The organism is Nonomuraea monospora, assembly GCF_039531895.1.
In the GTDB taxonomy this organism is placed as follows: Bacteria; Actinomycetota; Actinomycetes; order Streptosporangiales; family Streptosporangiaceae; genus Nonomuraea; species Nonomuraea monospora.
Genome location: NZ_BAAAQX010000056.1, coordinates 47,376 through 64,155 on the forward strand (window position 1 = coordinate 47,376; position 16,780 = coordinate 64,155).

The 16,780-nt window shown below is 68.4% G+C and carries 15 protein-coding genes; 6 read left to right on the forward strand and 9 right to left on the reverse strand.

Going from position 1 to position 16,780, the window contains the following annotated elements; translation table 11 throughout:
• Positions 1-275: 275 nt before the first annotated feature.
• From ABD331_RS61215 to ABD331_RS56225, 4 genes are all read right to left on the reverse strand, one after another.
• On the reverse strand, positions 276-701 hold the full coding sequence (locus tag ABD331_RS61215; RefSeq protein WP_425566279.1) for a transposase: 426 nt from the start codon (positions 699-701) through the stop codon (positions 276-278).
• 110 nt (positions 702-811) lie between these two features.
• The gene (locus ABD331_RS56215) at positions 812-1,975 is read right to left on the reverse strand and encodes a trypsin-like serine peptidase (protein WP_344495005.1); all 1,164 of its coding nucleotides are present in this window, start codon (positions 1,973-1,975) and stop codon (positions 812-814) included.
• A 196-nt stretch (positions 1,976-2,171) separates the two neighbouring features.
• Complete coding sequence (locus ABD331_RS56220) at positions 2,172-3,305, reverse strand: trypsin-like serine peptidase (protein ID WP_344495007.1); 1,134 nt, start codon at positions 3,303-3,305, stop codon at positions 2,172-2,174.
• Between the two features lie 337 nt (positions 3,306-3,642).
• Positions 3,643-4,767 carry a trypsin-like serine peptidase gene (locus ABD331_RS56225; RefSeq protein ID WP_344495009.1) on the reverse strand — a complete coding sequence of 375 codons (1,125 nt, stop codon included), beginning with the start codon at positions 4,765-4,767 and terminating at the stop codon, positions 3,643-3,645.
• Positions 4,768-5,050: 283 nt separating this feature from the next.
• On the opposite strand from ABD331_RS56225, the gene ABD331_RS56230 reads away from it, so the two are divergent.
• The 6 genes from ABD331_RS56230 to ABD331_RS56255 all read left to right on the forward strand — a co-directional run bounded on the left by ABD331_RS56230 (position 5,051) and on the right by ABD331_RS56255 (position 10,123).
• A complete protein-coding gene (locus ABD331_RS56230; RefSeq protein ID WP_344495011.1) occupies positions 5,051-6,481 on the forward strand; it encodes an acetyl-CoA synthetase in 1,431 nt (476 codons plus the stop codon).
• Positions 6,482-6,577: 96 nt separating this feature from the next.
• Positions 6,578-6,841: a hypothetical protein gene (locus ABD331_RS56235; RefSeq protein WP_344495013.1), complete on the forward strand. Its 264-nt coding sequence runs from the start codon at positions 6,578-6,580 to the stop codon at positions 6,839-6,841.
• Positions 6,828-7,256, forward strand: a complete 429-nt coding sequence (locus ABD331_RS56240) for a type II toxin-antitoxin system VapC family toxin (RefSeq protein WP_344495015.1) — start codon at positions 6,828-6,830, stop codon at positions 7,254-7,256. Before ABD331_RS56235 ends, ABD331_RS56240 begins: the two co-directional genes overlap by 14 nt.
• A gap of 46 nt (positions 7,257-7,302) precedes the next feature.
• Complete coding sequence (locus ABD331_RS56245) at positions 7,303-8,184, forward strand: hypothetical protein (RefSeq protein ID WP_344495017.1); 882 nt, start codon at positions 7,303-7,305, stop codon at positions 8,182-8,184.
• A 48-nt stretch (positions 8,185-8,232) separates the two neighbouring features.
• Entirely contained in the window at positions 8,233-9,189 is a 957-nt protein-coding gene (locus ABD331_RS56250; RefSeq protein ID WP_344495019.1) for a zinc-binding dehydrogenase, read from the forward strand.
• Between the two features lie 76 nt (positions 9,190-9,265).
• Positions 9,266-10,123, forward strand: coding sequence for an oxygenase MpaB family protein (locus ABD331_RS56255; protein ID WP_344495021.1), 858 nt, complete (start codon positions 9,266-9,268; stop codon positions 10,121-10,123).
• 98 nt (positions 10,124-10,221) lie between these two features.
• Here ABD331_RS56255 and ABD331_RS56260 read toward each other — a convergent pair whose 3' ends face one another.
• The 5 genes from ABD331_RS56260 to ABD331_RS56280 form a co-directional block, all read right to left on the reverse strand.
• Complete coding sequence (locus ABD331_RS56260; RefSeq protein WP_344495023.1) at positions 10,222-10,962, reverse strand: PadR family transcriptional regulator; 741 nt, start codon at positions 10,960-10,962, stop codon at positions 10,222-10,224.
• Entirely contained in the window at positions 10,959-11,762 is an 804-nt protein-coding gene (locus ABD331_RS56265) for a DUF4097 family beta strand repeat-containing protein (RefSeq protein ID WP_344495025.1), read from the reverse strand. Before ABD331_RS56265 ends, ABD331_RS56260 begins: the two co-directional genes overlap by 4 nt.
• 95 nt (positions 11,763-11,857) lie before the next feature.
• The gene (locus ABD331_RS56270; RefSeq protein ID WP_344495027.1) at positions 11,858-12,034 is read right to left on the reverse strand and encodes a DUF6104 family protein; all 177 of its coding nucleotides are present in this window, start codon (positions 12,032-12,034) and stop codon (positions 11,858-11,860) included.
• Positions 12,035-12,146: 112 nt separating this feature from the next.
• The gene (locus tag ABD331_RS56275; protein ID WP_344495029.1) at positions 12,147-15,794 is read right to left on the reverse strand and encodes a multifunctional oxoglutarate decarboxylase/oxoglutarate dehydrogenase thiamine pyrophosphate-binding subunit/dihydrolipoyllysine-residue succinyltransferase subunit; all 3,648 of its coding nucleotides are present in this window, start codon (positions 15,792-15,794) and stop codon (positions 12,147-12,149) included.
• A 205-nt stretch (positions 15,795-15,999) separates the two neighbouring features.
• The gene (locus ABD331_RS56280; RefSeq protein ID WP_344495031.1) at positions 16,000-16,644 is read right to left on the reverse strand and encodes a B3/B4 domain-containing protein; all 645 of its coding nucleotides are present in this window, start codon (positions 16,642-16,644) and stop codon (positions 16,000-16,002) included.
• Positions 16,645-16,780 lie beyond the last annotated feature (136 nt).

Below are 16,780 nucleotides of genomic sequence, written 5' to 3' on the forward strand. Positions count from 1 at the left end.
GTCAGAGACATTTGCGCGTCGTGATCGTCGCGTGACGTTTGTGCTGGGTATGTACGGGAAGTCGCTGCTGGGACGAAAGTGCCGTTAGGTGTTCAGTACTGTGTGTAGTCGCTTGAATATGACTCAGATCACAGGAACCAGATTCGAGCCAACTCCGTCTAACTTCGCCTGTTTCTCACAGGAGATCTTCAGGTTCGCTCAGAAACCCGTATCTGGAGGGGTTCTGGGCGCATGAGAAAGGCCCGCCGACGGGTGTCGGCGGGCCTTGAAGAGGGTCAGTGTCCCTTGGGTTTGACCGAGCCGCCCAGGAGGGCCTGGAGGCCGGCGAGTACCGCTGAGTCCTTGTGGGGGGACGGGTCCGGGGGCGCGTCGGGGTAGTCGTGCGAATGGGTGCGGACCAGGTCGAGGGCGGCGGGGCCGGCTCTGTGGGGGTGGCGGGGGGTGGGGGCGCCGGTGTGCAGGGCGAGGGAGAGGCGTTGCCAGGTGCCGTCCGCGAGCCACCGCCGGTGCCGTTTGTAGATGGTGACCCAGCAGCCGTAGCGGTCGGGCAGGGAGCGCCAGCGGACGCCGGTGCGGGCCTGGTAGAGCAGGCCGTTGATGACGGTGCGGTCGTCGGTCGTCCGGCCGGGGTGTAGGCCGCCCTGGGGGAGGAGGCAGGCCACTCGATCCCACTCGGCGTCCGTTAGATCTTCGCGACGCATGCGCCCATGGTGACAAGGCAAACACGGTCTGTCAGTTGAACCAAGAAAGATCTTCAGGCAGCAAGCGAGGGCCCCGGAAGCCGAGGCCCTCGCTGTTCCCCTGGTAGGGCTTACTTGTACAGCTCCCCGTTCGGGCCCACGATCTTGCCCGAGGGGGCGCTCGTGGCGGCCCGGTAGACGGAGGCCGTCTCGCCGTCGAAGTACGGCGAGGTGATGTAGTCGATCCGGTCGTTGCCGTCCTGGTCGGCGAAGGTGCTGGTGACGCCGTTGACGTAGCCGGAGCGCTTGGCGTTGCTGTAGTTCAGCAGCCACGGGCCGCCGTCGTAGCCCGGGGTCACGGCGCACTTGAGGCCGACGTGCTCCTCGATCTTCAGCCAGGAGGCGCCGACCGTCTTGGCGGTGGTGTTGCCGTAGCAGTGCTTCGGCGTCACGCCGCTGTACGGCTTGTTGCCGTCGGGGTGCGGAGCCGCCGGGTAGCCGAAGGCGCGCACGGGCTTGCCCGTGGCCTGGTTCCAGGCGAAGCCCTGGCCGCCGACGTTGTCGCCGAGGCGGCCCGCGTCCTTGGACAGCAGGATGTAGTAGTGGCCGCCCCAGGAGCGCTTCGGGCCGGTGAAGCGCTCGTAGTCCCTGCGGTCCACCTGCTTGACGCCGTTGAACTGGATGCCGTTGAAGACGGTGACGAACGCGTAGTCGCGGTCGTAGTCCTCGTAGGTGTCGAAGTCGTAGTGGGTGAAGGCCTGCTTGCCCACGTAGATGCCCCACGGCGTCTTGCCCTGGTAGTAACCGGGGACGAAGACCCAGTTGTCCATGGTGGCCGAGTTGCTGTCGGTGTCGTAGACGCAGTGGCCGGCCGTGGCGACCAGGTTGCGGTTGGCCGACTGGATGGAGGTGGCCGAGCACCAGCGGAACTTGCCGCCGCCGTCCACGAAGAACACCTTGCCGATGGTCTTGGGCAGGTTGATGTTCTGGGCCTTGCCGGTCGACTTCGTCTCACCGGTCGGGGCCGTGGTGCCGGGGCGGCCGTCGGGGTCGGCGCCGCCCTTGGAGACGACCTTCCGAACTTCCTTTGAGTCCCACGTGTACTGGGTCGCGGACCGGAGTGCGGCTCCGTTCGAGGCCAGCCAGAAGGAGGCGACGGAGACGGCGTCGGAGTTGTTGCGGGCCATCGGGTCGTGGGCGACGTCGCCGTCGGCCTGCGCGGTGCCGGACAGGCCGGCGGCGAGCAGACCGGTGGCCAGGAGGGCTCCGCCGGCGGGAAGAAGGATTCGCTTCAAGGTAACTCCAGGTTGCGCTGACATGAGGCGCCTTGTGCACCTTCAAAACTCAGCAAACGGACAGCCCGGAAACTACAGGTTTGACTCGGGACGTGCGGATTACCGGTACGTCCTGTCAGCGTTCCAAAGCTGGCCGTGACCTTGTCGTTACAGAGAAGCCGCTGATCACCCGTAGTGATCGAACGGTTGCTATGACTTAGGTCACATTTGGGATGGTGCCGAGCGACGCGGCGCGTCGGTACACCTCTCCGGTGACCGTGTCGAAGTACGGGGCCGACACCGAGTCGTAGCGGCCCTTGGCGTCCCTGTTCCAGGTCAGGCTGTTGACGCCGGCCAGGCTGCCGAGCCTGCGGGTCTCGTCGTAGGAGATCACCCACGGGCCGCCGCTGGCGCCCGGGCTGAAGTCGCACGGCGTCAGCTCGACGCCCTTCTGGAGGTCGCGGCCCGGGGCGACGGTGTAGCGGGTGGCGCCGGGGCGGCACTTCTGCAGGGTCTTGCCGTCGTACGGGTGTGACCCGTCGGGCTGCTGGCCCGCCGGGTAGCCGAACGCGGTGACCGCGTACGTGCCCGGCTTCTTGTTCAGCTCCAGGCCGAGGCCGCCCACGTTGTCCTGGAGGCGGCCGACGTCCTGCATGACGTACGCGCCGTCCTTGGCGACCCAGGTGAAACCGCGGTGCACGGTCACGAACGCGTAGTCGAAGTCGTAGTCACCCTTGCCCGACCAGTCCTCGTGCAGGCTGATCGAGGCGCCGACGTAGATGCCGTCGGGCGCGCTGCCGCCGGGGCCCGGGTTCGGGACGAAGATCCAGTAGTCGGCGGGCTTGGCCGTGCGCGAGTCGTACGCGCAGTGCCCGGCCGTGGCCACCACGCTGCGGTTCTTGGCCGAGACCGCGCTGGCGGAGCACCAGTACTCCTTGTCCCCGAAGCGGAAGAAGACCTTGCCCATGGTGTTGGCGGCGGTGCCCTTGCGCGGCAGCGTGGGGGAGACGCCGGCGGTGCTCGCCGTCCGCTTGACGGAAGCAGCGGAAGCGGCGGAGGCGGCTGGGGCGGCGGGTCCCGCGGCGGCGCCTGACGAGGTGGTCGAGGCTGCGGCGCCGGAGCCGGGCGTGGCGGGGGTGGACAGGTCGGTCTTCTGGAGGCGGTCCGGGCGCCAGTAGTCGGCGACTCGCTTGACGTCCGCGAGGGTCTTGGCGAGGGGGACGGCGTAGACCTTGCTGTCAGAGGCAGACGTGGCGGCGGACGTGGCGTGGGCGATCCCCGTGAAGGCAGGCACGATCAGCAGCGCGCTGCTGAGGGCAGCGGCCACGAAGTGCCTGGCTCGGGGGATCATGAAATGCCTTTCTTGGGGTCGTAAGGGTGGATTTTTCCAGATGTACAGACGGTATTGCAGCTTGGATAGAGATTCGTTACCTGATCAAGAGTGCATCGTGAACCATAAGGACACCGTCAGCCGAACGCCGCGGATACACGTAAATGATCATTAGTCGGGCCGCGTAGCCGCAGGTCAGAGCCAGGATGAGCAGAGAGATGCGGGTTCGGAATTCGAGCCCATTCGCGGTCGCATTAGTTCGTTCCAGTGGCGTACGCCACGTTCGCCCGCATCCCTCCATTCCGCCCAGGGGATGGCCCCGGCTCCCAGGGGAACCGGGGCCAAGGGTGCCGATCGATCACCGCCAGTTGCCGGTCCAGCGGTTGGCGGCGGCCTTGTAGACCTTGTAGGTGTCGGTGTTGAAGTACGGCGAAGAGATGTGGTCGTAGCGGTCGTTGCCGTCGGTGTCCCACGCGACGCTGTTGACGCCGACCAGGTAGCCGGTGCGCGACGCGCTCTTGTAGTTGTAGATGAACGGCCCGCCGCTGGCGCCGGCGGTGAAGGAGCACTTGAAGCCGACGTGCTCCTGGAGGTTGTACTTCTTGGCCTCGGGCATCGCCTTGGTCTTGCCGTAGCAGTACTTCATGGTCCGGCCGGTGTACGGCTTGTCGCCGTCGGGGTGCTCACCGGCGGGGTAGCCGAACGAGAACACGTTCAGCTTGGTGCTCCGGTTCCAGGTGAAGCCCTGACCGCCGACGTTGTCGCCGAGACGGCCGACGTTCTTGACGGTCCACTTCCACTGACCGTTGACCTTCTCCCAGTTGACCTTGATGCCGTTGAAGACGTTGACGAACGCGTAGTCGTAGTCGTAGTCCTCCTTCACGACGAAGTCGTCGTGCGCGTTGAACGTCTTGGCTGCGTAGATGCCGTAGGGAGCCTTGCCGTTCCAGACCTTGTCGCCGTCCCAGTAGGACGGGATGAAGATCCAGTTGTCGTAGAAGGTGTTCTTCTTGGTGTCGTACACGCAGTGGGCGGAGGTCGCCACGAGGTTGCGGTACTTGCTCTGCACCGAGCTGGCGGAGCAGTAACGCCAGTTCCTCGGGTCGCGGGGGTCGGCCTTCGGCAGCGTGAAGAAGACGCGGCCGACCGTGTTCGGCAGGTTGACGTGCTTGCTCTTCTTGGCCGTGGTCTTCTCGGCGCCGATCGGCGGGACGGAGCCGGCCGGCCCGTCAGGGGCGTCGTTGCTGCCCTTGACGCCCTTGGTGGACAGGTCGATGCCGTCGTCGTGGTCGGTGGCCGCCTTGACGCGGTCCGGCGTCCAGAACTGGACCGCCTGCTCCGCCGGGGTGGCGGAGTTCTTGGAGACGACGTCCGAGGGTGCGGTCGTCGCGTTCGCCGCGGATCCGCTGACCATTCCCGCCGCCAGCCCGATGGCCACGAGGCCGGCGAGGGGGATCGCGATGCGCCTTGCTCGGGAATACATGGAGCTCCTCTCAGCTTTCGGCGGCCCAGAGCGGGGTACTGCGCCCCGGTGGGCCAGGAAAACGATCGGAACGTTAGTGAACGGCGCGATCCGGCGGCCAGGAAACGACGTTAAAAAGCATGAGCCGGTTCCATTCCGTTATAGAAATAGCAAAAACGCATGTATTCAAGATTGGCATCTCCGCAGGTCAGAGCATGGATGAATTTTCTTGAGTCACAGCGGTAACGCCAATTATCAAACGCCACTCCTTATCAACCGAGCGATGTTCTGGTTGACTTGTGGCATGGACCCTCGCACCCCCTGCCTCATCGGTATCGCACAGCGCACCATTCGCGAGCAGCCCGGCCCCGAACCGCTCGACCTCTGGGAGTCCGTGGCGCGTGAGGCCGCCGCCGACGCGCGGCTGCCCGTCGAGCGGCTCGACTCCATTCAGCTCGTCTGGACCGACTCCTGGCAGTACGACGAGCCCGTCGGCCGCCTCGCCGAGCGTCTCGGCGCCGCACCGCGCCACCGGGTCTACTCCAAGGTCGGCGGTACGGCTCCGCACCTGCTCATCGGTGCCGCGGCGGCCTCGATCGCGGCCGGTGAGCTGGACTGCGCCCTCGTCGCGGGGGCCGAGGCGCTCGCCACGCGCAGGGCGTACAGAAAAGCGGGGGAGCACGTGCCGTGGAGTCACGCCGCCGACCCCAAGCCGCCCTACGGATGGGAGCGTCCGCCGCACCCGTCCGCGCTCGCGCACGGGCTGTTCCTGCCGGTGCACACCTACCCGATCATGGAGACCGCGCGGCGGGCGGCGGCCGGGCTCACGATCGAGGAGGAGATGCGCGAGCGGGCCCGCATCATGGCGCCGATGACCGAGGTGGCGGCGGCCAACCCGCACGCCTGGCGCAGGACCGCCCGCACGGCCGGCGAGCTGGGCGACCGCTTCGTCGGCTGGCCCTACACCAGCGACACGGTGGCCGTGCTGGAGGTGGACCAGGCCGCGGCCGTCGTCCTGGCCAGCACCGAGCTGGCCGACCGGCTGGGAGTGCCGCGGGATCAGCGGGTCTACCTGCGCGGATGGGCGTACGCGGAGGACACCTGGGAGGTCGCCACGCGGCCGGAGCTCGGCTCCTCGCCCGCCATCGCGCTGGCCGCCGAGGCCGCCTTCGAGCGGGCCGGGCTCGGGCTGGACGACATGCACGCGCTGGACGTCTACAGCTGCTTCGCGATCGCGCTGCGGCAGGCGTGCGACGCGATCGGGCTCGACCCGATGGACCCGCGCGGGCTGACGGTGACCGGCGGGCTGCCGTACGCGGGCGGCCCTGCCAGCGACTATGTGCTGCACTCGACGGCGACGATGGCGGGGCTGCTGCGGGCGCAGTCGGGGCACGGGCTGGTGACCGGGGTGGGGATGCATCTGACGAAGCACACGTACGCGGTGTGGTCCAGCGAGCCTGGCGGGCGCCTCGGTGACCCTGCCCCGGTGCACGTGGGCAAGGAGGTTCCGCTGGTGGAGGCCTGTGAGGGGGTCGGGGTGGTGGCGGGGTACACCGTGGCGCACGGGCGGGACGGAGCGGCTGAGAAGGGGTTTCTGGTCGTGGACGTGGACGGGGGGCGGGGTTACGCGGTGGTGGAGGAGGGTTTGTTGCTGGTGGAGGCGGAGGAGCGGGAGCTGGTGGGACGGCAGGTGCGGCTGGCGAGTGATGGGAAGGTCAATGTGGCTACTTGGTGAGGTACTGGGGACGTAAAGACTGTGACCGAGTGACTACTATCTGGTGTTGACATTTTTGTGTCACGCGCGGACGCTGGAGTCATGCGGAGGACAACTGTGCGCATCGACGAGACGCTCCTCAACGAGGCGAAGGCGTACGCGGCCAGGAACGGACGCAGTCTCAACTCGGTCATGGAGGATGCTTTGCGGCAATTGCTTCATCGGTCCACGGAGGTGGCCGAGCGGCCACGCGTGGAGCTGGTCACCACCGACACGCGGCTCAAGCCGGGCATCGAGCTCACGCCGGAGTTCATCTACAGCCTGTTCGAGCACGACGAGATCGAGACCTCATTGCAGGTGCGAGCCGATGCTGCTCAATGACATCAACGTCCTCGTCAACGCCTTCCGCACGGAGGCGCCAGATCACATCAGCTGCTACAAGCTGGTCGACGAGATGGTCAACGGCGTCACCGCCTACGCGGTTTCCGACTATGTCGTCAACGGTCTCATCAGGGTTCTCAGCATCGAGGCCATTCACCAGGATCCGCCTCCCATGGAGCGCATCCTCGCCTTCGCCGACCAGGTGCGTAACCAGCCGCACGCCATCGTCGTCACGCCCGGGGAGCGTCACTGGGCGATCTTCACCAGGTTGTGCCGGGAGACGAACGCGCGAAGAAAGCTCATCCCCGACGCCTACCTTGCCGCACTCGCCATCGAGCACGGTTGTGAATTCGTGACCTGCGACAAGGATTTCGCCAGGTTCCAGGGCTTGCGCTGGCGGTCGCCGCTCAACTGAACTGAGACGTAAGGGCGCAAGCCGGCACTACTCGGCTAGGAACGTCGTGGCTGACCAGTTCGACGTCATCGAGGCAGGCGAGCGCGGCCGCCGCCGGTGGGTCGGCCTGGTGGTGGTTCTGGCGCTCCTGCTGGTTCCGGTTGTCGGCCTGCTCGTGAGCCGGGACCCCGATCCCGAGACCGCTTCGGTGAACCGGACGCCCGCCCCCATCAGGTCGCTGACCAGGGTCAAGAGCGCGCCCAACATCCTGACCGTGCCCGCCAGGAAGAAGGGCGGCGACGAGGTCATCCAGGTGGTGTTCCCCGACGGCGCGCGGGCCGAGGTGCGGTACCCGGCGGGGCTCGGGCTGGCCGGGATGGGGTCGCGGCCGTTCAGGGCCGGCTGGGTGGACGGGATGTTCCGGCAGTTCGTCGCGCCGTACGGGGGAGAGGTGGAGATCACGCGCGGCGGCCGGGCGCTGCGGAACTACGCGCCGCACGTGACGTTGTGGCCGCGCCAGGCGGGCAGCGGGCTGTACGGGCAGGTGCTGTTGTTCGCGTTCGGGCCGTGGCGGCTGGCGATGTACGACCGGGGGCAGGGGCTGACGTTCGAGCAGCGCACGACGCTGGCCGAGAACCTCAGGGGCCGGGTCACCAAGGACGGCTACCTCGTCCTGACCGGCCGGAACGGGGTGCGGCTCGGGGAGCCGGGCGAGCACGCGCAGGGCGAGCCGATCGGGCCGCAACTGTGGTTCGGCGGCGCGACCGGGGAGATGGTGGCGCTCGTGCCCACACCCGACTGCGAGCGGCAGGCCAGGATGCCAGGCGTGGTCGAGGGGCGGGGGCGGCCGGCCGAGATGGTGTGCCGGGGGGACGTGCTGGTCGCCGCCACCGGACCGGCGCCGTTCCGGACGAAGGCGATCTCCGGCATCCGGGTCACGATGAAGTAGGCGGGCGTGCTGAAGTCCGGCGGCGGGCGCCCGGAGTAAGGTGCGGCCATGTTCGCCGTAACCGCCACACAGACCGATCCCGACAACCCGCTCGCCGGACTGACGCTGGGCGAGCACCCAGAGCCGAAGGTGCCCGACGGGTGGACGACCGTCACCGTACGGGCCGCCGCGCTCAACCACCACGACCTGTGGACGCTCAAGGGCGTCGGCATCAGGCAGGACCGGCTGCCGATCGTGCTCGGCTGCGACGCCGCCGGCGTGGACGAGGACGGCAACGAGGTCATCGTGCACGCCGTCATCGGCAGCGGGGCCGACGAGACGCTCGATCCCAGGCGCTCGCTGCTGTCGGAGGTGCACGACGGCACGTTCGCCGAGCGGGTGGCCGTGCCGCGCGGGAACCTGGTGCCCAAGCCCGCCGGGCTGAGCTTCGAGCACGCCGCCTGCCTGCCGACGGCCTGGCTGACCGCGTACCGGATGTTGTTCGACAAGGCCGGGCTGCAGCCCGGCGCCACTGTGCTGGTGCAGGGGGCGGGCGGCGGCGTCGCGACCGCGCTGATCGCGCTCGGCCGGGCCGCCGGGTACCGGGTGTGGGCGACCAGCCGCTCGGAGGAGAAGCGGGAGCGGGCGCGAGGGCTCGGCGCCGACCAGGTCTTCGAGCCGGGCGCGCGGCTGCCCGAGCGGGTGGACGCGGTCATGGAGACGGTCGGGCAGGCCACCTGGGACCATTCGCTCAAGTCGCTCAAGCCCGGCGGGCGCGTCGTCGTCTCCGGCGCGACCAGCGGCGCGGTGCCGCCGGCCGATCTGAACCGGGTCTTCTTCCTGCAGTTGTCGGTGATCGGCACGACGATGGGGACGCGGGACCAACTGGCGCGGCTGGCGGTGTTCCTGGAGCAGACCGGGCTGCGGCCGGTGATCGACAGGGCGTTGCCGCTGGCCGAGGCGCGGGACGGCTTCGCGGCCATGGCCGAGGGGGAGATCTTCGGCAAGGTGGTCTTTACCGCCTGAATAAGTGAAGGGTTACTTGTGGCCGTCCCGGGTGATACAAAAGGAATTGGGTTGTATCACCCGGGAGGCGGTCATCATGGACGTTGAGCCCTTCGGCCCAGGTTCGATGCACTGGGACACCGCCGGCGAATACCGCAACCTGCTCGTGGCCGGCAGCGCGCTGGTTCTCCAGACGATGCATCCGGCTGTCGGAGCGGCGGTCGCCGAGCACTCCACGTACAAGGACGACCCGTGGGGGCGGCTGGAGCGCACGCTCACCTCCGTCCAGCTCTGGGTCTACGGCGGCGAGGACGGCCCCGCCGAGGGGCAGCGGCTCAGGGAGCTGCACAAGCCCATCAGCGGCGTGGACGAGCAGGGCAGGCACTACCACGCGCTGAACGGCGAGGCGTGGGCCTGGGTGCACCTGTCGCTGTTCGAGCGGTTCATCGCGCTCAACCGGCACTTCGGCACCCCGTTCACGCGGGAGCAGGAGCGGCGGCTCTACGCGGAGTCGCGGCAGCTCGGCGCCATCCTGCGGGTCCCCGAGCGGGAGATGCCCGAGGACGTCGATGCGTTCTGGCGGTACTTCGAGCGGATGGTCGGCGACCGGCTGGAGCCGCACGCGACCGCGCTCGACGTGCTGTCGGTGATGCGCGGCACCCCGGCGCCGCCCCGGCTGCCCGCTCCGCTGCGGCGGTTGTGGACGCCGGTGGGGGCCGGCGCGGGCGAGTTCAACTACTTCGTCACCGTCGGCACCCTGCCGCCCGCCGTCCGGGAGAAGCTCGGGCTGCGGTGGACCGCCAGGGACGAGCGGCGGCTGCGGCAGCTCGGGCACGCGGTGGCGATGCTGACGCCGCGGCTGCCGGAGCGGCTGCGGTACATGCCGATCGCCTACCAGGCCCGCAGGGCTGAGCGGAACGCGCGCCGCCGCCGGATGGAGCGCATGCCGGCGTAACAGCCAGGAGCGGGCCCGCCGGATGAAGGATTCGCCGGTGCGGGAGCGGGCCCGCCGTACGGAACGCTTGCCGGCGTAGGAGCGGGCCCGCTGAGGTCTCAGCGGTCGAGGATGTCGTGGATGCGGTGGGCGGTCTCGTCCAGCGTCGTACGAAGCTCGGCCAGCTTCTCCGGCGTCAGCCGGGCGTTCGAGGCCTCCTCGCGGGCCTTGGCGACGAAGTCGGCCAGCAGCTCGCCCAGCTCGGCGTCCAGCTCGGCCCGGCTGGACGGCGGGCCGCCCAGCGTGGACCAGACCTGCGACCAGATCTTGCGCCATTCGTGGGTGAGCCGCTCGCCCTCGTCCTGCCAGTGGTAGGCGTGCTCCATCCACTGGCGCTTCTGCTGGTCGCGCAGCCGCTTGAGGTCTTCCTTCTGCTGGTCGCGCAGCCGTTTGCCGTCCTCGGCCGCGCCGGTGCGCACGTCCTTGGCCATCCGGGTCAGCTCGTCGCGCAGCGACTTGACGGTGTCGCGGACGTCCTCCTTGACCTCGCGGGCGATGTCGCGGACGGAGGCGGAGATCTCCTGCTCCAGGTCGTCGAGCTCGTCGAGCCGGGCGTTCAGCTCCGCGCGGCCCTTGTCGGTGATCGAGAACACCTTCTTGCCCTCGACCACCTCGTGCGTCACCAGGCCCTCCTCCTCCAGGCGGGCCAGGCGCGGGTAGATCGTGCCGGGGGAGGGCGAGTAGACGCCGAGGAAGCGGTCCTGGAGCAGCCGGATGACCTCATATCCGTGGCGCGGGCTCTCGTCCAGCAGCTTGAGCAGGTACAGCCGGAGCCGGCCGTGACCGAAGACAGGGCTCATTCCTTCTCTCCCTTGAGCAGCGTGACCGCGCCGGAGACCGTGATGGCCGACAGCGAGGCCATGCCGCCACCCAGCCGTCCCGACAGCGACTTCGCGCCGGGACTGCTCGTGTTGGACAATTCCTCGAACGCGCTGACCAGTCTTCCCGCGGTGGACCTGACGCTGACGTCGGCCTCCACGTTCTCCGGCAGCCTGACCAGGATGTCACCGGAAACGCTGTTGAACGTGACGTGACCCGTGGGTCGCAGCGCGAGATCCGCCGTGATGCGGCCGGAGACGGTGTTGGCCTTGAGCCGGTGCGGGGTGCCGTCGGCCACCGTCAGGTCGCCCGAGACGCTGATGAACGACAAATCGCCGTCGAGGGCCCGGCTCTCGACGGCTCCCGAGACGGTGTTGGCGGCGATCTCGCCGCTGACCCCGTCGAGCACGACGTCTCCGGAGACGCTCTTGACGTGCGTCACCCGCTCGAACCCGGCCAGCACGGCGGGGGCGGACACCACGCCCGCCTTGACCTTGCAGCTCTTGGGCACGGTGATGGACAGTACAGTCCTGCGCCGGTCGTGGCGCAGCCAGCCGAGCACGCCCTCCCAGGTGAGGTCGCGGTCGGCGATGACGAGCGACCTGGTGGCGTCGTCGTAGGTGACCGTGAGCGGTGATCCGGGCTCGATCTCGGCGATCTCCAGGGTGGCCGGGCCGTCGCTGGCCAGCACGTCCAGCCGTCCGGCGACGACGCGCACGTCCAGCGCGTCCACATCACCGAACGTGAGCTGCCCCGGCTCGTCGATCGTCCACTGCTGCATGCTCCCCCGCCTCTCTCATGGCGACACCGAATCTCCTCAATTCACGATATGTCGCGTCAGCGGGAAACTCAAGATGTATCGCGTTATCTCCGAGGTCAGTCGTCCTCGTCGTCGAGCCGCGCCAGCCAGGTGGCCAGCCGCTCGACCGGCACCTCGAACTCGGGGTTGAGATCGACGAACTCGCGCAGCCGCTCGCCCAGCCACAGCAGGCTGACCTCCTCCTCGCCGCGGCGTTCGACCAGCTCCTCGATCCCCCGATCGGTGAAGTACATCGCTCTCCATTCACAGTTGCGGCAGGCGTCCGGCCTGCACTTTAGCCTGCCTGGGCAGCAGTGAGCCCCCGGCCGCCGCGCAAGGCGGACCGGGGGCTCGACGAACGGCGGCTCAGCCGAAGATCTGGTGCTGGATCTCCTCGAGCTCCGTGTCGTGCGAGTTGTGCGACCCGGTCGCCGGCGAGCTGTTCGGCCTGCGCGAGACACGCCGGATGGCCCGGCCGTTCAGGGTCTGCGGGTCCTCCGCCAGCTTGAGCGTGAGGTACGGCCACGGGCCCATGTTGGCCGGCTCGTCCTGCGCCCAGAACAGCTCCACCTGGTCGCCGTACCGGGACAGCTCGGCGGCGAGCTCCTCGGACGGGAACGGGTACAGCCGCTCCAGCCGGACGATCGCCACGTCGTCGCGGCCGCTCTTGTCGCGATGCTGCGCCAGGTCGTAGTAGAGCCTGCCGGAGGTCAGCACGACCCTGGTGACCTTGGCCGGGTCGACCGTCGTGTCACCGATCACCGGCTGGAAGGAGCCCGCGGTGAAGTCGGACGACTTCGACGTGGCCGCCTTGTGCCGCAGCAGCGACTTGGGCGTGAAGACGACCAGCGGCTTGTGCCGCTCCGACTCCACCTGCCAGCGCAGCAGGTGGAAGTAGTTGGCCGGGGTGGTGGGCTGCGCGACCGTCATGTTGTCGAGCGCGCAGACCTGGAGGAAGCGCTCGATGCGGGCGGAGGAGTGGTCGGGGCCCTGACCCTCGTAGCCGTGCGGCAGCAGCAGCACGACCGAGGACTTCTGACCCCACTTCTGCTCGCCCGACGAGATGAACTCGTCGATGATCGTCTGGGCGCCGTTGACGAAGTCGCCGAACTGCGCCTCCCAGAGGACCAGCGCGTCAGGGCGTACGACGCTGTAGCCGTACTCGAAGCCCAGCGCCGCGAACTCGCTGAGCAGCGAGTCGTAGACGTAGAACTTCGTGGTGCCCTGGTTGAAGGTCTTCAGCGGCGTGTGGTCGGCGCCGGTCATCCGGTCGACCAGCACGGCGTGCCGCTGGGTGAACGTGCCGCGCCGGGAGTCCTGGCCGACCAGGCGCACCGGGTGGCCGTCCATCAGCAGCGAGCCGAAGGCCAGCGTCTCGCCCATCGCCCAGTCGATCGCGTCCTGCTCGACCATCTGGCCGCGGCGCTGCAGCACCGGCGCCAGGCGCGGGTGCGGCGTGAAGCCGTCGGGGAGGTTGAGCTGGGTGTCGACGATGCGCTTGAGCGTCTCGTGGGTGATGCCGGTCGGCGTGTCGTCGTGCGACCACTTGACGACCTCGGCCGGGGGCACCCGCATCGCGGCCGCCTCGGCCGGCTTCTTGGCCGCCTCGCGGGTCTCGGTGAACGCCTGCTCCAGCTTGGCCTGGTAGTCGCGCAGCGCGGACTCGGCCTCCTCGACCGTGATGTCGCCCCGGCCGATCAGCGCCTCGGTGTAGAGCTTGCGGGTCGAGCGCTTGGCGTCGATCAGGTCGTACATCAGCGGCTGGGTGAAGGCGGGGTTGTCGCCCTCGTTGTGGCCGCGGCGGCGGTAGCAGATGAGGTCGATGACGACGTCCTTGCGGAACGCCTGGCGGTACTCGTAGGCCAGCTCGCCCACGCGCACCACGGCCTCGGGGTCGTCGCCGTTGACGTGGAAGATCGGCGCCTGGATCATCCGCGCCACGTCGGTCGCGTAGACCGAGGAGCGGGAGGAGGCAGGCGAGGTCGTGAAGCCGACCTGGTTGTTGACCACCACGTGCACGGTGCCGCCGGTGCGGTAGCCGCGAAGCTGCGACAGGTTGAGCGTCTCGGCCACGACGCCCTGGCCGGCGAAGGCCGCGTCACCGTGGACGAGCACGGGCAGGACGGTGAAGCCCTCCTCGCCGCGCTCCAGCAGGTCCTGCTTGGCGCGGACGACGCCCTCCAGCACCGGGTCGACCGCCTCCAGGTGGGAGGGGTTGGCGACCACGGAGGCGGTGATCGTCTTGCCGCTCGGCGCGGTGAACGTGCCGGTCGCGCCGAGGTGGTACTTCACGTCGCCGGAGCCGTGCGCCGTGCGCGGGTCGATGTTGCCCTCGAACTCGCCGAAGATCTGCGCGTAGGACTTGCCCACGATGTTGGCCAGCACGTTGAGCCGGCCGCGGTGCGCCATGCCGATGACGACCTCGTCGAGGTCCTCGTCGGCGGCGTCGCTGATCACCGAGTCGAGCAGCGGGATCAGGGACTCGCCGCCCTCCAGCGAGAAGCGCTTCTGGCCGACGAACTTCGTCTGCAGGAACGTCTCGAACGCCTCGGCGGTGTTGAGCCGGGACAGGATGTTGAGCTGCTCGTCGCGCTCGGGCGACTTGTGCGGCTTCTCCACCCGCGCCTGGATCCAGGCCCGCTCCTCGGGGTTCTGGATGTGCATGTACTCGATGCCGACCGTGCGGCAGTAGGAGTCGCGCAGCACGCCCAGGATGTCGCGCAGCTTCATCAGCGGCTTGCCGCCGAAGCCGCCGGTCGCGAACTCGCGCTCCAGGTCCCACAGCGTCAGGCCGTGCGACTGGATGTCGAGGTCGGGGTGCTTGCGCTGCTTGTACTCCAGCGGGTCGGTCTCGGCCATCAGGTGACCGCGTACGCGGTAGGCGTGGATCAGCTCGATCACGCGCGCGGACTTGGCCACGTCGTCGTCGTGGGTGGCCGAGATGTCCTGCACCCATCGGACCGGCTCGTACGGGATCCGCAGCGCCTCGAAGATCTCGTCGTAGAAGCCGTCCTCGCCGAGCAGCAGCCGGTGGATCGTGCGCAGGAAGTCGCCCGACTGGGCGCCCTGGATGATCCGGTGGTCGTAGGTGCTGGTCAGCGTCATGACCTTGGAGACGGCCAGGCGCGAGAGCGTGTCGGGGGAGGCCCCCTGGTACTCGGCCGGGTATTCCATCGCGCCGACGCCGATGATCGTGCCCTGGCCGGGCATGAGGCGCGGCACGGAGTGCACGGTGCCGATCGTGCCGGGGTTGGTGAGGGAGATCGTGGTGCCGGAGAAGTCGTCGACGCCGAGCTTGCCGGCTCGGGCCTTGCGGACGACCTCCTCGTAGGCCATCCAGAACTGCCGGAAGTCCATCTCCTCGGCGCCCTTGATGGAGGGCACCAGGAGCTGGCGCTCGCCGTTGCTCTTCTGCACGTCGATCGCCAGGCCGAAGCCGACGTGCTCGGGCTTGACGAGCGTCGGCTTGCCGTCGATCTCGGCGTAGGAGTAGTTCATCTCCGGCATGGCCTTCAGCGCCTTGACGATCGCGAACCCGATCAGGTGCGTGAAGGAGACCTTGCCGCCACGGCCCCGCTTGAGGTGATTGTTGATCACGATGCGGTTGTCGATGAGCAGCTTGGCCGGGATGGCCCGGACGCTGGTCGCGGTCGGGACCGCGAGTGACAGGTCCATGTTGGCGGCCGTGCGGGCCGCCGCGCCGCGCAGCTTGACCTCTTCGGCGCCCTTGGGCACCGGAGTGGCGGGCTGCTTCGGCTTCTCGGCCGCGGGTGGCGCCTTGGGTGGAGCCTTGGGGGCCTGTGCGGGGGAGGGGGCGGTCACTGTACCGTTCGCCGCCTCCCTGACCGGGGTTCGACCCGGTCCGTAATCAGGGTTGTAGTCAGCGAAGAAGTTCCACCAGGCCTTGTCGACAGACTCGGGATCTTGGAGGTACTTCTGGTACAGCTCGTCGACAAGCCACTCGTTCTGACCAAAGCTTGCCAGCGGGTTTGTCCGCGACGACTCAGACGACACGGCGGAAATCGCCCTCTTCCGCAGATCGGCGTTGATGTTAGAGAACCTGTCCAAGGCTACTCGCCCGGACTGGCAGCGCGCGCCGAAGGACCCGTGCCGCCTCGAACGATCCTCTCAGGACCGCGCAAAGAGGTCACGCCCGCCTCGTCAATCCAGGGTGCTGTAGCAATTATTACTCTTTGGTATCAACACCTCGACATGAGGTTTATTTCCCGCCGGACACCAGGCGGCTTGCGAGGCGTACCTCCGGCGACAACTCGGACAGGAGGTCGCAAAGCTCCTCGCCGGCCTGCTTCAGCTCCTCCAGCGACATGGGCTCCAGGCGCTCCAGCAGGAAGATCGCGTTGGTCGTCTCCTCGGTGAGACGGGTGCGAACCACCTGGCGCCAGTTCCATCTCCTGCAGGTGACACCGATGTCGTCGCGCCAGATCACCTCGCCGGGCTCCGGCTGCCCGAGCGCCTCCTCCGACACCTCCTCGCCGGTCGCCCGCACCAGGCGCGCGGGGCCGTCGTACCGGTCGAGGTCCTCGCCGCCGATGGGCAGCGCGTGCTTGACGCTGATCGAGTTGTACGCGTCGACGACCTGGTTGATCTCCGGCAGCGGCATCCGCCGGGTCAGGGCGTCGACCGACGGGCGGGTGCGCTGCGGCTTGGCGCCGAACGCCTTGTAGGCGTCCTTCCAGGCGTCGATCTTGTCCGTCTGCACCTCCACCGCCGAGGCGGCCTCCAGCCAGGCCCGGGAGCGGTCGTCGGTGGGGCCGTTGCGCAGGCCGTGCGCGGTCACGATGAGCACCGCGAAGTCGGGGCGCAGTGCGAGGACGGAGTCGTCCACCCAGATGTCGTCGAGCATCCCCACAGTCTAGATGGATGAGTCCAAGGCATAGCTGCGGAGATAGGGCGAGGATGTCCATTCTCGGGTTGTGACGACCGAACTGGACACCCTCGCAACCGCACTCTACGTGAGGGTCGATGATCTGCTGAAGAGT